The organism is Massilia sp. 9096, from assembly GCF_000745265.1.
In the GTDB taxonomy this organism is placed as follows: domain Bacteria; phylum Pseudomonadota; class Gammaproteobacteria; order Burkholderiales; family Burkholderiaceae_D; genus Telluria.
Window position 1 is genome coordinate 2765914 of sequence record NZ_JQNN01000001.1, and the last position, 17570, is coordinate 2783483.

Consider the following 17570-nt stretch of genomic DNA (forward strand, 5'->3'; position numbering starts at 1 on the left):
GCTGGCTCCCGGTCAGAACTTCAGGTTTGCGGTCAACATCGCCGAGCGCCCCGGCGCCACGCCGACGTAGTGCGGCGACGAGACCTTGTCGAAGTACAGCTTGTCGGTCAGGTTCTGCAAATTCAACTGCAGCGTGATGTCCTGGTTGACCGCGTAGCTGGCCATGGCGTCGAAGCGCGTGTAGCCCGGCGCCCACTTGTTGTTGTTGACGGTCGCGTAGACCTTGGACATCGTGTTCATGCCGAAGCCCGCGGTGAAGGCCTTGGTGAACGCGTAGGTCGTCCACAAGGTGGCGCTGTGGCGCGGCGTGGTCGGGAACACGTTGCCGTTGAACGGCGATGGGGCGTAGCGCGGATTGGCGGTCGTGCCGACGTTGACCGAGCCGTTGTCGGCGACGATGCCATGCAGGTAGGTGTAGCCGCCGAACACGCTCCACAGCGGCGTGATCTTGCCCGAGAAGCCGAACTCCGCGCCCTTGACTTCCTTGCGGCCGACGTTCTGCGTGGTCCCGTCAGGCGCGGTGACGCGGGCGTTGTTCATGTCGCTCTTGAAGATCGCGCCGGTCAGCGACAGGCGCCCTCCCGGCATCACGTCCCACTTGGTGCCCAGCTCGATGTTCTTGCTGCGCTGCGGCTGCAGGTTCTGGATGACGCTGGTGAGCGCATCCAGGCCGTCGCCGGCGTCGTTGCCCGGCGGCGTTGCGGACGTCGCCCAGGCGAGATACACGCTGCCGTTGGTGGCCGGCTTGAACACCAGGCCGGCCTGGTAGCTCCAGAAGGTGCTGTCGATCTCGGCGCGCGTGGCGGCCGTCGTCGTGCCCATGGTGGTGGGACCGGCGGCCGTGTCGAGCTTGCTGGTGAAGTCGTCGTAGCGCGCGCCCAGGTTCAGCTGCCACTGCGGCGTGAATTCGATCGTGTCGAAGGCATAGCCGGACTTGGTCTTGGTGGTCACGTGCGTGCGCGCGCTCGAGACGCTGCGCGTGTACACCCACGGATCGTAGGGATTCGGGTCGGCAAGCAGGGTGCAGTTGTACAGCGTGGCGGCGCCCGAGGTCGGGCAGCTCGAGGTGTTGCCGGTCAACGGGTTGTTGATGCCGGGCGCGAAGATGTAGCTGCTGCGATCGCTCGCCTCGCGGTCGAATTCGATGCCGGCGTTATAGCTGTGGTGGATGCCGGCGGTGTCGAACTTGCCGGTGAGGCTGGTCACGTTGGCGAAAGTGTTGGTTTGCGTGGTGCGCGTGTTGGCGCGGCGCCAGACGGTGCCGTAGTTGACCGTGTTGCCCTTGGAATCGTCGGGCTGGGTCCAGACGTAGTCGTTGTTCGACTTGCCGTAGCGGGTCACGTTGCGCAGTTCGGCGCCGTCCAAAGCGCCCTCCTGGAAGTTGTGGCGCAGGTCGACCGTGCCGATATCGCTCTTGGTGTCGCGGAAGTCGCGGTCCGCCAGGCCATAGAAGGTCGAGCGGTCGACGCCGAACGGCTCGCCGTTGCCGTTCCTGGCTAGGTTGCCGGTGGTGAGCGGGTTGTTGAACGGGATACCGGTGTCGGGAATCTCGTGCGTCGTCAGGTGGTACACGCTGACGATCGCCTGGTTCGGGCCACTCAGGCCGAAGGTGACGGTGGGGGCCACGCCCCAGCGCTTGCCGCCGACGACGTCGCGGCCCGGCACGTCGTTCTCGTGCGCCATCACGTTCAGGCGGAAAGCGCTGTCGCTGCCGATGTTGCGGTTGAGGTCGCCGGTGATGCGGCGGTACTTGTCGCTGCCGATACCGACCGTGGCGCGGTTGAAATCGTAGGCCTGCGCGGTCTTGCTGATCAGGTTGACGCCGCCGCCCGCCGACGAGCGCCCGCCCAGCGCCGAGTTCGGTCCCTTGACCACTTCGACCTGCTCGACGTCGAAGATCTCGCGCGATTGCGAACCCGGATCGCGGATGCCGTCGACGTAGGTGTCGGTCTGGGCGTTGTAGCCGCGGATGAACAGGTTGTCGCCGACCGGATTGCCGCCCTCGCCCGCGCCGATGGTGATGCCGGGCACGGTACGCAGCGCATCGGTCAGCGAGGTGGCGGCGGTCTGGGAAATGATCTCGGCCGGGACCACGGTGACGGATTTGGGCGTGTCGAGCAGCGGCGCGGTGAATTTCGCGTTGTTCGAAGTCTGCTGGGCCTGCTGGGCGCCGGTGACTTGCACCACGGGCACGGCCTTTTGCGCGGCGTCGGCAGCGTCATCAAAGGGGCCGGCGTGCGCGGCGAGCGGCAGGCCGAGGCCGGCCAGCATCGCCAGGGCGGAGCCAGGCAAGGCGCGGGCATGCTTGCGGCTGCGGATGAAGCCGGCGCCTTGGGCCGGGGTCGTGATGGATGTCGTGGTGGTCATGGAAGTGGTCGTGGGTCCGGTTCGTCTTTGCTCTCTCTCGCGAACCGTAACATTAATGAGAACGATTCGCATTATGATTATTGTTGACCCGTTTGACAAGCCGCGTCGCTCATCGTGCCCGTCTTGTATGAAGGCATGTGGCCGAATCAACTACAATACCGGGGATAAGGGTTTATCATGACCCTCCAACGACCGAATCACTACCAAAGAGACACCCAAGCGCTATGCGTCGCCCCTCCAAAGATTCATCCAGACTATCGGCAGAAAGCCAGCGTCTCATCAGCCTCAGCAAGGCCATCGTCCAGGCCGCCAGCCGTGTCGAAGAACGGACCTGGGAGCGCAACCTCGACGCGCAACTGCAGAAGTTACTCAAGACCAATCACCAGGAAAGCATCGACGCCGCCCTCAACGTCCTGTTCAAGGGCGACCTGGCCGTGTACGACGTGCTGATGGACGGCGTCGAGGCCGTCAGCGAATCGTCGACCATGGTCGAACAAGGCGCCGACGGCGCCGAGACCACCTGGCAAGCCCTGCTGGTCGCCGCGCCGATCCTGGCCTGGACCCGTTTCGCCATCGCCTCCGGCACGATCCCGAACGACATCCTGGGCGCGCTGACCGCGCACTTCTCGGCCCACCTGCTGGCCGAAGGCGCGCAGGCGGCGATCGCTCCGACCCTGTATTCGATCGACCAGCTGCCACGCACCCACGCCGACACCTATGCGCTGACCCACAAGCTGGCCCAGGCCGCGCACAAGAACGGCAAGAACGGCGTGAAGCCGGCCGAACCCGGCCCGGACACCTCGCAGTTCCTGGCCGACACCCGCTACCTGCTGGTGGCCGTGGTCGCGCCCCAGGGCGCCCCGCTGTTCCGCTGGCAGGAGCCGCAGCACCACGTCCACTTCGAAACCGAACGCGACGCCGCGCTCGAGCAATGGCGTGCCCAGGCCGGGCCGAACATCGGGCGCCTGCTGCCGGGCTGCGGCGTCGAGCTGCTGCTGCCGGAAGCGTATTACGTCGCCTGCCGCGAAGCCGACAAGGAGATCCGCCCAGTCTCCATCCGCGCCGCCGTGCATTACCTGACCCACACGCTTGGCGTCGAGCCGAACGACCTGCGCGCCGTGATCGCCGGCTTCGGCGACGAAGTCAACGACAACCAGGTCGACGAATACCGCGTCGGTTTCACGCTGCGCCAGCAGCCCGACGTGGTCTACGGCATCGTCTGGCCGCTGTACGGCCAGGAAGACGAGGAAGGCACGCCGATGGAAGGCCCGGCCGGCGGCGGCGAGCGTCCGACGGCGCCGATCGACGAGATCGTCAAGCACCTGAACGAGGTCGGCATCGCCCACGTCAAGCGCATCGGCGAACGTTACGTCGCCGAGTACTGCGACGACTGCGGCGCGCCCCTGTTCGCCGACCCGAGCGGCGAGCTGGTGCATGCGGAAATGCCCGAGGATACGCCGGCGGGGAATGAGCATTTTCACTAAATTCGGATCAGGAATGCCGGCTCCTTGACGGGCTGGTTTGTGCAGGAAACTAACGGATTCACGTGTCGCGTGAATCCGTTTTTTATTTAGCGTCGGATATTTATCGATATCAATGTCGAGCGGGAGGAGGTCCTTACCATTGATCTTTGCTGAACAGAGCAGCTAGCGAAATGTGCTTAGCGAGGATCGTTGAATGAATCTCAAGGACGTACTGGATTTATTTACCGGCATATCCGAAGCGAATCGTCCCATCCGCTTACGGCTGTCACAAGGACTGCGGGTACTCGACGATGTGCTGATGGTCAAGCGCCTGACCGGACGAGAGACGATGTGCGGCGGACTCGAATACAGGCTCTTGTGCCTGTCCGCTCGTGCCGATCTAGCGTTGAAAGAATTCATTGCATTACCGGCGGAGCTCCAGTTCGTGACCGATCGCGGCGACATCCGTGCCGTGTGTGGCATCGTGGCGCAAGCATCGGCCGGTCAAAGCGATGGCGGCCTTGCCACGTATGAGCTGGTGATACGCGATGCATTGGCCTTGATGGCGCATCGTACGAACACTCGGATTTTCCGCAATCGCAACGAGCTGGACATCACGCAAGTCATCCTGGACGAATGGCGCCAGAACAACCCGGTGCTGGCTAAAGCCTTTGACGTGGATTGGTCCAGCGTTTGCGGAACCTACCCCACCCGCGAATTCACGATGCAGCAGAACGAGTCCGATGCGGATTTCTTGCGTCGATTATGGAAACGGCGCGGTATCGCATGGTTTATACGTTCTGGACAAGCCAGCAATTTGCACAGCCAGGATACGCCGGCGCATGCCCTGGTGCTGTTCGATGATGCGTTCAAGCTGTCGCAAAACGCTGCTGGCGTCGTGCGCTATCACCGGGATGACGGAACCGAGCAACGCGACACTGTATTTGTGTGGAGTCCGGTACGCGTGCTCAAACCCGGCAACGCAACGCGCCAGAGCTGGGATTACCTTCAAGGGCGTCTCACGACCAACGTTACACCTTCGCGCGCTGATCAAGGCCCGTACGGTAATCGGTTCGCCGCCAGTCTCGACGACTACCTGATCGACGTACCACATGCAGGCGATGATGGCGCCGACTACCGCCGGCTCGGCGACTTGCGCATGCAGCGTCACGAATACGAATCCAAGTGTTTTCATGGCGAAGGCAGTGTACGCAGCTTGTGCGTCGGAGAATGGATCACCTTGAGCGGGCATCCGGAAATCGATACGCATTCTGACAACGAACGTGAATTCATCCTTACGTCGCTGGAAGTTGATGCGGAAAATAACCTTCCCAAGGCGGTCGAGAGCCGGGTGGAACGACTATTTTCTCTCAATCACTGGCATGACGGGCCGTCCGGCCACGCGCTACGGCAAGCCAGCGAAGAGCGACATATGCGCTATACCAATCGCTTTACTTGCATACGCCGTGGTATTCCAATCGTTCCGGCTTTCGATCCGCGCATCGACTTGCCGCGCCCACAGCTGCAAAGCGCAATTGTGGTAGGCCCGGCTGGCGAAGAAGTGCATTGTGACGAATATGGCCGGGTCAAGGTGCGCTTCCCCGGCACCAGACCGGAGGACCACGATCATGCACAAGGCGCCGGCGCCAGCGATAGCGACCGCGACTCGGCCTGGATACGTGTGTCCAGTACCTGGGCCAGCAATCAATGGGGAATGATCACGCTACCGCGCGTGGGCGATGAAGTCATTATCGATTTCCTGGGCGGCGATCCGGACAAGCCGATCATCGTTGGACAAGTCTACGGCGGCATAGCGCCGCCTCCTTCATTCAGCCATACCGGCACACTTCCTGGAAACCGATACCTGGCCGGTATCAAGAGCAAGGAAGTGCAAGGCCTGCGCTACAACCAGCTGAGGCTGGACGACACGCCTGCGCAGATCAACGCACAGCTTTCGTCGCAACACGGTCAAAGCGAGCTGAATCTGGGATGGCTCACTCACCCGCGCAACAATGGAAAAGGCAAGGCCCGAGGCGAAGGGGCTGAACTGCGCAGCGACAATGCCGTCGCACTCAGGGGTGCACAAGGCGTGCTCATCAGTGCTGCAGCAAGCCCAAAAGCCGGCGGTAAACAATTGGACCGTGCCGAACTGATCGGCTTGGTCGAGGCCATGCAAGGTGTACAAAAGCAGCTGGCCGCGCTCGCGGCGACACATCATGCGGACGATACCGACGACAAGGAGCTCAAGCAACTGGTCGAGTACCTCAAAGGCTGGGAAGCCGGCAGCAATACCGACAGTGACGGCTCGGGTCCAGGCGGCGGAGCTGTCGTAGCGGTCACAGCGCCAGCAGGTGTGGCGATGACGAGTCAGGACAACATCGCGATCGGCGCGCAGACACACGTTGACCTCGTCAGCATTGGGAATACGCAGCTGTCGGTCGGTAAAAAACTGCTCGCTCGTGTATCGGACAGTATCAGCCTGTTTGCCCATCGGCTTGGCATCAAGCTCATCACGGCCAGCGGCAAACTCGAGCTGCAAACGCATGGCGATGACATCGAACTTACGTCCGCCAAGCGCATCGTCCTGACTGCCAACGACGAAATCGTGCTGCAAGCCCCAAAGGTACGATTTGTAGCCAGAGGCGCGCAAATCGATCTCGGCGGTGGCGTCATCACGCAGCAAAGCAGTGGCGATCACACGATCAAGTCCTCGAAATTCGCACATGTCGGACCAGGCGACGGCAGTCCGGCGGGCGTAACGCTACCCGGCAGCGATCAGGCGCATGACCAGCAAACCGTGCTGCGCTGGATCGGCACCGACGAACCGATGAAAAACCAGCGTTATCGCATCGTTACCGAGGATGGGCGAACGTTGGAGGGACGTACCGATGCAAATGGCATGACTGAGCGTTTTACCAGCACGATTCCTTTTGGCCACTACACGATCGAAGCGCTCGACGATTGATTACAGGAGGAGAACAATGCCGACCGCAGAACATCCGTTACCCGCGAAACAAAACAAAGGGGCTGCGCGCAAGGCTGAAGGCTTTGCGACACCGAAGGAGGACAAGAAGCCGCAGTGCGCGCGTTTTTTGCCTACACGAGTGTTACCGATCATCTTTCTACCCGGGATTATGGGATCGAATTTGCGGATGAGTGAGCAGCGGCAGAAGGAATTGAAGCAGAAGGACAATATCGCTTGGCGACCAGATAGTCTTGGCGCATCAACCGTAGCTAAGAATGCGGATAGTTCGCCTCGCGAACGACAATTACGCCTAGACCCATTACAAACTACAGTGGACATTTATGATGCTTCCGCCCCAACCAAGATCAGCGGCGACGAAAGGAATGCAAATGTAAAGCTAAATAAATATCTTCGATCACCCCTCCTGATAGATGACCCAACTGGCGCAAAAAATGGGCGTACTGCGGTGCAAAAGGCTCGAGCAAGAGGCTGGGGCGAGGTATTTTTCGGAAGCTACGGGGAGCTGTTACAGCATCTAGAATCGCGCTTAAATAAACCTTTTTTTGAAGGCCAACTAAGGCAAGAATGGCGTGATGTTGTCAACGTTGATCCTCATTTCTGGTGTGCCGACCCAAGCCTACCTCAGCAGCCCTTGACAGAAGATGAGCTCAAAGCGGTTGTAAATAACTGCTGGTTTGCCGTATATGCTTGGGCTACAACTGGTTACAATGCAATGGGGTCAGCGCTCAGATTCTCGCCTCTCGGGTCAACAAAATCGTTGACGATTTAAAAAAACTTAACTACGAATGCGATAAAGTGATAATTGTCACTCATTCCATGGGAGGATTAGTTGGCAGAGCTTTAATCCATCCGGAATATGGAAACTTGCAGGACAAAGTTCTAGGAATCGTACACGGCGTAATGCCTGCGATAGGCGCTCCTGCAGCCTATAAAAGGATAAGAGCGGGCTTTGAAGACTCAGGCATAATGCACGGACCAACAGAAAGCCTGAGTGCCAAGGTAGCCGGCAATTACGGGGATGAAGTTACAGCGGTACTGGCAAATTCTCCAGGCGGACTGGAACTACTACCCAGCCAAGCCTACGGCAATGGATGGCTACGAGTCGTGCAAAATGGGCACGAGCTCGAAAGATGGCCAAAACAAGAAGACCCATACGAAGAGATCTACAAAGTAAAGGGAAAATGGTATTCACTTATCCGGACGGAATGGATTAATCCATCCAAATACGACCCGAGTCATGGGGGCGGAACATTCGATCGGACGTGCGAATATATTGACCAAGCTAAGGCTTTTCATCAGAAAATCACAGGCACTTATCATCCCAACAGCTACGCGCATTATGGTGAAGATCCAGAGCGGTTGAGCTTTGGCGAAGTAATATGGCAAATTAGCAGGAATTGCGCAGACATCAGTGATTGGAAGAACTGGCCTATTGTAAGCGACACAAAGCAAGGTAAGTTAGAGCTTGTTCGCTGGGATTGGAAGCATCCTGATAAGGCTTTTCCGCCACGTGTTGGAGCTGCTGTTCCCAACTCCATCTATGCCACGATTCTCCCACCCACAGCATCAGGCGACCAGACTGTTCCGACCAAGTCTGCTGAACACCAACTGAGAAGTAAAAAATTCAGGGGCATATTCCGCCAGCTTTGTTACGAACATCAGTCAAGTTACAAAGATCCCCGAGCAGTCGCATCCACTTTATATAGTATTGTGCGTATCGCTCAGACCGCAAAATGGGGCTGTTGAGGAGATCACTTCTATGATTGCGATACGATCGTATATCTTTTCTTTATTCTCTGGAATTTTGATGCTATCCGGATGTAATCACCATCAACAAAAATCAAAGAATCCGACTATGACCTCCATCTCTCCTAATGTTCAAAACATGCTCGAGAAGAACAAGACTGTCTGCTTTGGAAGATTCTTAATAGATTTACCGGAATCAGCGACAGTTGTTTGGGGCGACGTTGCTATCCCTCTTGGAATAGAGATCTACCAGAATGATGCGGCCCATGTAGAGCTTCTCGCACAAAAATTCATTGATGAACTCAACAACTCTAAAGCCATATACCACAATAACGTCTCTCTGCTCATATCCGTGGATGAAGTGAAACAACCTAAAGGAAAAATAATTACCGGATATGAGAATTCGGTATCAATTAATTCGCTAAAAATAAACGGTTACTTTACCTCGAGCGATGATGGCATAATTATAAATGCGCGACCGTTGAAGGATAAAAAGGATGTTAGCATATCGCTTATTAACAGTATGGCGCAGCGATTACGCCAACGCGCCAAGGAAAACATACCAATCAATCCAGGCAACTGCATCAATAAGGCATTTCTAGCAGATGACTTGAATCAAAACAATAACGATTTTGAGCACATCAGAATTGGATTTCGCTTAAAGGAATTTCCAGACGCTCATTTATCGATTTACGTCGCCCCTTCGAATTCCGATGACCTGGAGAGTGACTCGCTTGAAGCACAGTGGAAACGCATGAAAGAATACCCTGCCACTTCCGAATTCAAAAAGGCGCTCGCAAACACTAAATTTTTCCGTGAAAGTCCACGCCAGATATATGACTGGAAAACAGGCTATGAGGTATTGATGCGTTCACCCGATGAGGACGGTTCGTTCTCGCATCACGACTTCCAACTGAAATTCGTAGGCGTGCCGCATGATCCCTATAAACCCTACGCCGACATCCAATTCCAAACCGGCGTCGCCGACAACGCTGCCGGCGCCACCCAAGCCAGCCTGACTGACGACGAAGCGATCGCGGTTTGGGACAAGATCACCAGCACCATTCGCGTACGTCCAACGAGCGCTACACCAACCAAGACTGCAGGCACCGATACAGCACCACGACTACCGCTCGGCGAGCTCGCTGCCACCGGACGCACCTGCCCGCAAACCGGCTGGTGGGAGCCTAGCGAATCAGAAAGCATGAAAGGCGAGCGGCGCCAACACATCAAGGCCGGCGAACGCATGCCGCATGTGGTCTCGCTCGGCGAGCCATCGATCTGGCAAAAGCTCAGGAGAGAACGCCCCACCTACCGTAGCGGAACGGTATGGAAGCTGGTCAGCTACGATGACGCCGCGACCCACAACGATATGCCGATACCGAACCCGGCGATCGCGCAAGCGCCCTCATCAAGCGACATGTCGAAAGACGCATCGAACGGTACGATCGACGCCAGCGGGAATGAGAAGACGCCACCTCAACATAAAGGCTAAAGATGCCCAATGTGATTCGTGTGGGTGACCCAACTTCCCACGGCGGCAAAGTCGAAAGCGTGAGCGCAACCCATTTCACAGTAGCCGGTATCGCGGTCGCATGCGTCGGCGACAAGTGCAGTTGCCCGATCAAAGGACACGACAACTGCACGATCGCCGAAGGCGATCCGCATCACGTCATCAACGGCGTCGCGGTCGCATATGACGGCCACAAGACCACATGCGGCGCCACCTTGGGCACAACGATAGGCAACTTCAGCAAACAATAGATCAAAACAAACCTACTGCTGGGCCAAATACGCATGAATCTGCGCCACCGCCGCCGCCCCCTCCCCCGCGGCGGCCGCGACGCGCTTGGTCGATCCCGCGCGCAAGTCACCCACCGCGAACACCCCGTCCACGCTGGTCTCCAGCCCGAATGGCCCACGGTCGCGGCGCGCATCCGCGCCCGTGAGCACGAAACCTTTGGCGTCCGTTGCGACGCCGCATTCGCGCAGCCAGTCGCTGTTCGGGTCGGCGCCGATGAACAGGAACAGGCGGCGCGCGTCGAAATCGACCGGCGTGCCGTCGAGCCGGCCGCGGCAGCGCACGCGCGTCAAGCCGCCCTCGTCGCCTTCCAACCCGGCCAGCTCCAGGTGGGTGTGCAGCTTGATGTTGGCGGTGGCGGCGATGCGCTCGATCAGGTAGCTCGACATCGTCGCCGCCAGGCCCGGTCCACGCACCATCAGGTGCACTTCGGAGGCATAGCCCGCCAGGAACACCGCCGCCTGGCCGGCCGAGTTGCCGCCGCCGACCAGCACCACCGGCTCGTTGCGGCACAGCTTGGCTTCCACCGGCGAGGCCCAGTAATACACGCCGCGCCCTTCGTAGCGCGCCAGGTCCGGCAGGTCCGGCTTGCGGTAGCGCGCGCCGGTCGCCAGCACCACCGTGCGTGCGCGCAGGCAGCTGCCATCGTCGAGCTCGACCTTGAGCGGCCGCTCATGGCACAGCAGGCGCGTGGCCGGGGCCGGGATCGCGACCTCGGCGCCGAACTTCAGCGCCTGCACGTACGAGCGCCCGGCCAGCGCGCGGCCCGAGATACCGGTCGGGAAGCCGAGAAAGTTTTCGATCCTCGCGCTGGCGCCGGCCTGGCCGCCGTAGGCGCGCTGGTCGAGCACCATCACCGCCAGGCCCTCCGAGGCCGCGTACACGGCAGTCGCCAGGCCGGCCGGGCCGGCGCCGACCACCATCACGTCGACCACCTTGTCGCGATCGAGCTTGGGGAACAGGCCCAGGCAACGGCCGAGTTCGCCCAGGCTGGGATTGCGCAGTACGAAACCGTCCGGCAAGGCGACCAGCGGCCAGTCGGCATCGCTGCGCCAGTGCTGCTTGACCAGCTCGGCAGCCTCGGGATCGCGCGCCGGATCGCGCCGGGTGTAGGGATAGGCGTTACGGGATAAAAAATTCTCGAGCTCGAACAGGCCTGCGTGCGCGGCCGGGCCGACCAGGATCGGGCCGCCGGGATCGCGGTCGATCAATTGCACGCGGCGCAGGATGAAGGCGCGCATCAGGCGTTCGCCGAGTTCGGCTTCGGCCATCAGCAAAGCACGCAGCGGTTCGGCGGCCAGCACCAGCGCGTCGAGCTGCCCGACCGCGACGCCGTCGACCAGCGGCGGCCGCCCCGACAGCTGGGCAACCTCGCCGCTGAACTGGCCGGGGCCGTAGTCGACCACCTCGACGCGCTTGCCGAGCGCATCGGTGCGGCTGCACAGCAGGCGCCCGCGCAGCACCACGACCATGCCGGGCGAATCGAGGCAGGCGCGAAACACAGTGGCGCCATCCGGCCAGCTGCGCTCGACCGCGAAGCGGCCCAGGCGGCGGATCTCGTCGGCACTCAGGACGGGGTAGATCTGGTGGCCGCGGGTGGCCAGGTCGACCGCGGGACGCGGCGCCGGGTCGCCCGTCAGGCTATCGGGGATGAAATCGGGAACGTGATCGGACATCGGGCGCCTCGCATTCGTGTTGATCAAGGTCGTTATCTTTCAGACCTCATCGTAACCCGAATTCGAGGCGCCGCAACCTGCCTATTGGCGGGCCGTTTGCGTGGCTGCCTGGGCAACCTGCTGCGGCCCCGGCTGTGCAGCAGCCCCGGCTGCGCTGACGCGCCATACCGTGTCGCCGACGTCGTCGGCAATCAGCAACGCGCCGCTGCGGTCCAGCGCCAGGCCGACCGGACGGCCCTTGGCCTTGCCGTCGGCCAGGAAGCCGGTTACCACGTCGATCGGCTTACCGGCCGGCATGCCGTTGCGGAACGGCACGAACACGACCTTGTAGCCGCTCGGGGGATTGCGGTCCCAGCTGCCGTGCTCGCCCACGAACGCGCCTTCGCCCAGGCTGGCCGGCATGGCGCCATTGCCAGCGTTATTGAACACCAGGCCCAGCGGTGCGACGTGCGAGCCGAGCGCATAGTCGGGCGGGATCGCCTTGGCGACCATGTCCGGACGCTGCGGCTTGACGCGCACGTCGACGTGGTGGCCGTAATAGCTGTAGGGCCAGCCGTAGAAGGCGCCTTCGCGCACCGAAGTCAGGTAGTCGGGCACCAGGTCCGGGCCGATCTCGTCGCGCTCGTTGACGACAGTCCACATCGCCTTGCTGGTCGGCTCCCACTGCATCGAGTTCGGATTGCGCAAGCCGCTGGCAAAGATGCGCATCGCGCCGCTGGCACGGTCGAACTCGAGGATGTCGGCGCGGTTCATTTCGGCGCCGATGCCGTTTTCGGTGATGTTGCTGTTCGAGCCGACGCCCACGTACAGCTTGCTGCCGTCGGCATTGGCCAGCAGGCTCTTGGTCCAGTGGTGGTCGATCGGACCGCCCGGCAGGTCGGCGACCTTCGTGCCGGGGTCGGTGATTTTCGTGTCGCCGTCATGGTACGGGAAGCGCATCAGCGCATCGGTGTTGGCGACGTACAGGTCGTTGCCGACCAGCGCCACGCCGAACGGTGAATTCAGGTGGTCGAGGAATACCGTCTGCTGGGCCGGCGCGCCGTTGGCGCCAGGGCGCACCAGCGTGATGCGGTTGCCGCCCTTGGCCGTGCTGCCGCCGAAGCCCTGGATGATGCCCATGATGATGTCCTTGGGACGCAACACCGGCGCGGACGGGCCATTCGATTCGACGATCAGGACGTCGCCGTTGGGCAGCGCATACACGAAGCGCGGGTGCTGCAGGCCGGTGGCCAGCGCGCTGATCTTGAGCGGCGCCATCACCTGCGGCGCCTCGCCCTGCTTCCAGGCGCCCGCCGACGGGACCTTCATCGGCGGCAGCAGATAATTCCTGGGGCCCGGCAGTTGCGGTGCGTTGCCGTATTGCGCGGCCTGGCGCGCGGGGTCGCCGTGGTCGCAGGCGCTCAGCAGCAGCGCGGCGATCGCGCCCGCGATCAGCACGGCGCTTTTCTTAGGTTGGATATGCATCACGCGGCTCCGTTGTCGTTGGGGTTGTAGGTCGCGCGCAGGTGGGTGCGCGGCCAGCCGAGCCAGGTTGCCAGCAGCATCAATGCGACGACGATGCCCGACAGGATCAGGCCAGTCGGCATCACGGCGTAGGCGTCGCGGCTATGCACGAAAGCGTTGAAGATTGCCACGACGAGCGCGGCCAGCAGCACGGCGACGTGCAGGCCTGCCAGCGGCAGCGCGCGCACGTGACGGTGGTGCAGCCAGGTGATCAGGCCGGCGATGCCGGCCAAGCCGGCCATGATGCAGCCGACCGACACCAGCCATGCGGAAAAGTCGTTCCACATATAGTTGCCGCTGCGGTAGTAAGCGATATCGGTCAACAAGGCGCCGATGAAGCAAACGACAGGAAATTGCACTAGCGCGGCATAGACCGGCTGGCTTGCCAGGCCCAGGCGCGGGCCGGCGCTGGCGATGGTGGTGGGGTTATGCATGGCCAACCCCGCACTGACGTTGATTGCACATGGTATGTCCGTTCTCAGAGAGGTAATGCGCTCTACCGTATCCCTGCGGATCAAACCGTTCTGTGCTGCAGTTCGCATAGCGGCCTGCATGCGCCGACTGTTACTTTGCGCTAGAAAAGGCTACAAAGTGATACATGACTGACAATACGCGGCTCGGCTTACTTCGGCAGCGCGGCGATCACCCGTTTGCTGAACTCGGCCGTGTTGACCGCATGCGCATGCCAGCGCCAGACGACGACCAGCTCGTTCTCGGGCGAGATCACGATGTCGTTGTCGCCCGCGCCCAGCGCCGCAAATGCCGTCGATGGCAGGCCCGGCAAGTTCTTACCTTTGGTGTTGAGCCAGAACAGGTAGCCGTAGTCCGGGCCGTGTTCGCTCGGGGTGGTGGCCGCCTTGACGTAGCTCACGGGCAAGATCTGGCGTCCATTCCACACGCCGCCGCGCTGCCACAGCAGGCCGAAGCGCGCCATGTCCCACGAATCGATCCACATGCCGCCGCCCCAGCGCGTGCCACCGCTGACCGAAGCGACCGGCTTGCCGTGCAGGTCGACGTAGCTGTTGGTGTAGGGCACCCATTTCCACTGATGCGACGCACCGATCGGGTCCATCACCTCGTCCTGGAACACGTCCGGCACCGGCTTGTCGAACAGGCGCAGCAGCGACAGCGACAGGCGATTGATGCGCGTGTCGTTGTATTCGAAGTGGGTGCCCGGCGCCAGCAAGGCGCGCGGCTTGCGCTCGCCGGCGCCAAAGGCATCGTGGCCGACGAAGTCCGCGTTCTTGCCCCACAGGCTGCCTTCCCACTCGGACTCCTGCTGCAAGTGGTGTTTCCAGGTGATCGAGGCGTTGTGTGGCGAAGCGTAGCCGCCGTCCTTGATCGCCTGGCCAACCGGCTGGTCGAGGTCGGCGATCTTGCCGTCCCGCACCGCAATCGCCGCGACCGTCGAGAGCATGCTCTTGGCCACCGAATAGGTCGGGTCGACGAAATGGGTGTCGCCGAATTCCGCTACCACGTAACCCTTGTAGATCACCAGGCCGTTGGTGGCGGCGCGCTTGCTCGGCAGCGAACCGAGCGGCTCGCCGAAGGTCTTGCGCTGGTCGGAAAAGTCTTTCTCGCGTTCGGTCTCGTGCGCCTGCGCGAAGGCGACCGCCTCGCGCAGCCTGACCGGATCGATGCCGAGCCTGGCCGGATCCACGCGGGCCCAGTCGCCGGCGGGCGGATAGTAGACGCCTTGAACTGGCAACTGAAGCGGCGCTTGGCCAGGGGTGGCGCAGGCGCCCAGCAGCGCGCCGATGGAGACCGCAGCGCCCAGCGCCGCAAGGTTGGACAGCACGATGCGGCGCGAGGCAAGGGTCATGCGGAATCTTTCCAATCGGAGTATGGCAGCCGGATCAGGCTGGAATTGTAGTAGCGCTTGTCGCCGGTGACTTCGCGACCGACCCAGGCCGGGGTCTCGAACGCCTCGTCCTCGCTGTCGAGTTCGATTTCGGCGACCACCAGGCCGGCGTTATCGCCGTGGAACTCGTCGACTTCCCAGGTGTGGCCGGCGTGCTCGATGCGGTGGCGGGTCTTTTCGACCAGCGGCTGCTCGCACAGGCGCGCCAGCAGCTCGGACGCGTCCGACACCGGTATCTCGTATTCCCACTCGCCGCGGCTGATGCCGGTCGATTTGCTCTTGATCGTGATCACGGCGCGCTCGCCCTCGATGCGCACGCGCACGGTACGCACCGGGTCGGCCACCAGGTAGCCCTGGCGCATCAGCGTCGGCTGGCCGAGGCCGCGCCAGTCGTCGTTGGCCAGCAGGAACTTGCGTTCGATTTCGATACCCATCTTGCCGGCCTCCGCTCAGTTGCTCTCGGTTGCTCTCGGTTGCGCTCAGTCGTCCAGCGACTGCAGGATCGGCTGCAGCATCGCCGCGCCCAGCGCCGCGCTGCGGGCGCCGTTCCAGCCGACATGGGCGTCGGGCAGGTTGGCGTTGTCCTTGAACGGCATCTCCAGCGTCAGCGACAGGCATTTGTAGGTGTGGCCGATGTACTTCGAGGCCAGCGTCAGCAAGTCCTCGTTGTACTTGCTGGCCGCATAGCCGTAGACGTTCTGGAAGTCTGGACTGGACGCCATGTAGCGCTCGATGAAGGCGTTCTGGGCCGCCAGGCGCTCGGGCGTGAAATCGGTCAGCATTTCGCTGCCGGCCACGAAGTTGTAGGGCAGCGCTTCGTCGCCGTGGATGTCGAAGAACATGTCGACGCCGGTTTCCTCGATCTTGCGCTTGACGCACAGCACTTCCGGGCTGCGCTCGATCGACGGTGTCATCCACTCGCGGTTCAGGTTGGCGCCGGCGGCGTTGGTGCGCAGGTTGCCGCGCACCGAGCCGTCCGGGTTCATGTTCGGCACGATGTAGAACACGGCGCGCTGCAAGAGCTTGCGCGCGATCGGATTCGAATCGTCCAGCAGGCCATCCATCATGCCTTCGACGAACCACTCGGCCATCGTCTCGCCCGGGTGCTGGCGGGCGATCACCCAGATCTTCTTCTCCGCTTGCGGATTGCCGATCACGACCAGGTTCATATCGCGGCCGTCGACCGTGCTGCCGATGTCGTGCACGCGCGCGAGCGGGTTCTCGGCAACCTCGCCCAGCAGGCGCAGGTGGCGTTCCCAGGTGTAAGGCTCGAAGTAGGCGTAATAGATGCTGTCGAGCTCAGGCGTGTGCTTGACGGTCATCACCCGGCCGTCGAAGCTGGTCGGCACGCGGAACCAGTTCTCGGTGTCGTAGCTCGCCGCGACCTGGTAGCCCTCGAAGCCCTTCGGGTAAGTGGCCTGGCCCGCATTCAGGAAGCGGATCGTGCAGGCTTGATCGCGCGCGCCCTGCAGGCGGAAGTGGAACCATTGGTGGATGTCGGCGTTCGAGTCGCGGCGCAGCTTCAGGTCGATTTGATGCGGATCGGTGGCCTGGACGACCTCGATCGCGCCGGAGTCGAAATGCTGGCTGATCTTGATGGGCATGATGAATCCTTTAAAACGTCAACCTTCGAGGTCGATCAAGTCCTGAGTATAGTGCCCCATGATCTGGCGCATCATCTCGACGTTGCTACGATCGAGGATCACGGTCAGGTCGGGCTTGCGGTCGAGGTTGAAGGTCATGCTGATCTTGCCAGGCAAGACCTTGGCGTTGACCGTCAGGGCGCGCGGCACGTAGGGGCTGTCCCAGTCGGCCTGGGTGATCTGCGGCGGCGGCGGGGGCGGCTGCAGGCTCGGGTCCTGGTTCACCGGCAGGTGCTTGAGGAGCCAGAACACGATCGAGGCCGGAATGAACACGCACACGTCGGTCGAGCCCGTGGCCGAGAACTTGGCCAGCAAGAGATTGCCGACGCGGTCGCAGGACATCGACATGCTTTTGACTTGACGTATAACCGCTGATTTCACGACATTTCCTATGAGAAGGTTGGCAAAAAAGTCCCGGCGATTCTACCGCATCCCATTGGCAATTTGTGTGAAAGAAAAGTAAAACGGGGAGCCGAAGCTCCCCGCTGTTCGACAGGAGGAATGGCGCCGCCACCTTTCCCCTG

At 61.4% G+C, this 17570-nt stretch carries 14 protein-coding genes; 6 read left to right on the forward strand and 8 right to left on the reverse strand.

The features are described 5' to 3' along the window. Window positions 1–12: 12 nt before the first annotated feature. The gene (locus tag FA90_RS11825; protein ID WP_081933802.1) at window positions 13–2367 is read right to left on the reverse strand and encodes a TonB-dependent siderophore receptor; all 2355 of its coding nucleotides are present in this window, start codon (window positions 2365–2367) and stop codon (window positions 13–15) included. A gap of 224 nt (window positions 2368–2591) precedes the next feature. Between FA90_RS11825 and FA90_RS11830 the strand changes: the two genes are divergently transcribed. The 6 genes from FA90_RS11830 (at window position 2592) to FA90_RS25660 (ending at window position 10326) form a co-directional block, all read left to right on the forward strand. Next, window positions 2592–3851 (forward strand): DUF2863 family protein, encoded by a 1260-nt coding sequence (locus FA90_RS11830; protein WP_036168933.1) that lies wholly within the window; start codon window positions 2592–2594, stop codon window positions 3849–3851. Between the two features lie 193 nt (window positions 3852–4044). Continuing rightward, window positions 4045–6795 carry a type VI secretion system Vgr family protein gene (locus FA90_RS11835; protein ID WP_156116679.1) on the forward strand — a complete coding sequence of 917 codons (2751 nt, stop codon included), beginning with the start codon at window positions 4045–4047 and terminating at the stop codon, window positions 6793–6795. A 16-nt stretch (window positions 6796–6811) separates the two neighbouring features. After that, window positions 6812–7585 (forward strand): hypothetical protein, encoded by a 774-nt coding sequence (locus FA90_RS27265; RefSeq protein ID WP_239700694.1) that lies wholly within the window; start codon window positions 6812–6814, stop codon window positions 7583–7585. Further along, window positions 7504–8562 (forward strand): hypothetical protein, encoded by a 1059-nt coding sequence (locus FA90_RS27270; protein WP_239700696.1) that lies wholly within the window; start codon window positions 7504–7506, stop codon window positions 8560–8562. The genes FA90_RS27265 and FA90_RS27270 overlap by 82 nt, the downstream gene beginning before the upstream one ends. 109 nt (window positions 8563–8671) lie before the next feature. Further along, a complete protein-coding gene (locus tag FA90_RS26425; protein WP_156116680.1) occupies window positions 8672–10057 on the forward strand; it encodes a T6SS immunity protein Tli4 family protein in 1386 nt (461 codons plus the stop codon). 2 nt (window positions 10058–10059) lie between these two features. Next, window positions 10060–10326 carry a PAAR domain-containing protein gene (locus FA90_RS25660; protein WP_081933804.1) on the forward strand — a complete coding sequence of 89 codons (267 nt, stop codon included), beginning with the start codon at window positions 10060–10062 and terminating at the stop codon, window positions 10324–10326. Between the two features lie 12 nt (window positions 10327–10338). Here the strand turns inward: FA90_RS25660 and FA90_RS11840 are convergent, their stop codons facing one another. From FA90_RS11840 to FA90_RS11870, 7 genes are all read right to left on the reverse strand, one after another. Continuing rightward, complete coding sequence (locus tag FA90_RS11840) at window positions 10339–12039, reverse strand: FAD-dependent oxidoreductase (protein WP_036168935.1); 1701 nt, start codon at window positions 12037–12039, stop codon at window positions 10339–10341. Window positions 12040–12120: 81 nt separating this feature from the next. Beyond that, a complete protein-coding gene (locus FA90_RS11845) occupies window positions 12121–13503 on the reverse strand; it encodes a sorbosone dehydrogenase family protein (RefSeq protein ID WP_051971729.1) in 1383 nt (460 codons plus the stop codon). After that, window positions 13503–13976: a DUF2231 domain-containing protein gene (locus FA90_RS11850; protein ID WP_051971730.1), complete on the reverse strand. Its 474-nt coding sequence runs from the start codon at window positions 13974–13976 to the stop codon at window positions 13503–13505. Before FA90_RS11850 ends, FA90_RS11845 begins: the two co-directional genes overlap by 1 nt. A 188-nt stretch (window positions 13977–14164) precedes the next feature. Beyond that, window positions 14165–15364, reverse strand: coding sequence for a serine hydrolase (locus tag FA90_RS11855; protein ID WP_036168937.1), 1200 nt, complete (start codon window positions 15362–15364; stop codon window positions 14165–14167). After that, a complete protein-coding gene (locus tag FA90_RS11860; protein WP_036168939.1) occupies window positions 15361–15837 on the reverse strand; it encodes a CYTH domain-containing protein in 477 nt (158 codons plus the stop codon). Before FA90_RS11860 ends, FA90_RS11855 begins: the two co-directional genes overlap by 4 nt. Window positions 15838–15882: 45 nt before the next feature. Next, entirely contained in the window at window positions 15883–17007 is a 1125-nt protein-coding gene (locus FA90_RS11865) for a M14-type cytosolic carboxypeptidase (RefSeq protein ID WP_036168941.1), read from the reverse strand. A gap of 18 nt (window positions 17008–17025) precedes the next feature. Then, on the reverse strand, window positions 17026–17394 hold the full coding sequence (locus FA90_RS11870) for a hypothetical protein (protein WP_036168944.1): 369 nt from the start codon (window positions 17392–17394) through the stop codon (window positions 17026–17028). Window positions 17395–17570 lie beyond the last annotated feature (176 nt).

Excerpts from the sequence above, each read along its gene's own strand:
- FA90_RS11825 (WP_081933802.1), bottom strand. The coding sequence starts at position 2,367 with ATGACCACCACGACATCCATCACGACCCCGGCCCAAGGCGCCGGCTTC.
- FA90_RS11830 (WP_036168933.1), top strand. The coding sequence starts at position 2,592 with ATGCGTCGCCCCTCCAAAGATTCATCCAGACTATCGGCAGAAAGCCAG.
- FA90_RS11835 (WP_156116679.1), top strand. The coding sequence starts at position 4,045 with ATGAATCTCAAGGACGTACTGGATTTATTTACCGGCATATCCGAAGCG.
- FA90_RS27265 (WP_239700694.1), top strand. The coding sequence starts at position 6,812 with ATGCCGACCGCAGAACATCCGTTACCCGCGAAACAAAACAAAGGGGCT.
- FA90_RS26425 (WP_156116680.1), top strand. The coding sequence starts at position 8,672 with ATGACCTCCATCTCTCCTAATGTTCAAAACATGCTCGAGAAGAACAAG.
- FA90_RS25660 (WP_081933804.1), top strand. The coding sequence starts at position 10,060 with ATGCCCAATGTGATTCGTGTGGGTGACCCAACTTCCCACGGCGGCAAA.
- FA90_RS11840 (WP_036168935.1), bottom strand. The coding sequence starts at position 12,039 with ATGTCCGATCACGTTCCCGATTTCATCCCCGATAGCCTGACGGGCGAC.
- FA90_RS11845 (WP_051971729.1), bottom strand. The coding sequence starts at position 13,503 with ATGCATATCCAACCTAAGAAAAGCGCCGTGCTGATCGCGGGCGCGATC.
- FA90_RS11850 (WP_051971730.1), bottom strand. The coding sequence starts at position 13,976 with ATGCATAACCCCACCACCATCGCCAGCGCCGGCCCGCGCCTGGGCCTG.
- FA90_RS11855 (WP_036168937.1), bottom strand. The coding sequence starts at position 15,364 with ATGACCCTTGCCTCGCGCCGCATCGTGCTGTCCAACCTTGCGGCGCTG.
- FA90_RS11860 (WP_036168939.1), bottom strand. The coding sequence starts at position 15,837 with ATGGGTATCGAAATCGAACGCAAGTTCCTGCTGGCCAACGACGACTGG.
- FA90_RS11865 (WP_036168941.1), bottom strand. The coding sequence starts at position 17,007 with ATGCCCATCAAGATCAGCCAGCATTTCGACTCCGGCGCGATCGAGGTC.
- FA90_RS11870 (WP_036168944.1), bottom strand. The coding sequence starts at position 17,394 with ATGTCGATGTCCTGCGACCGCGTCGGCAATCTCTTGCTGGCCAAGTTC.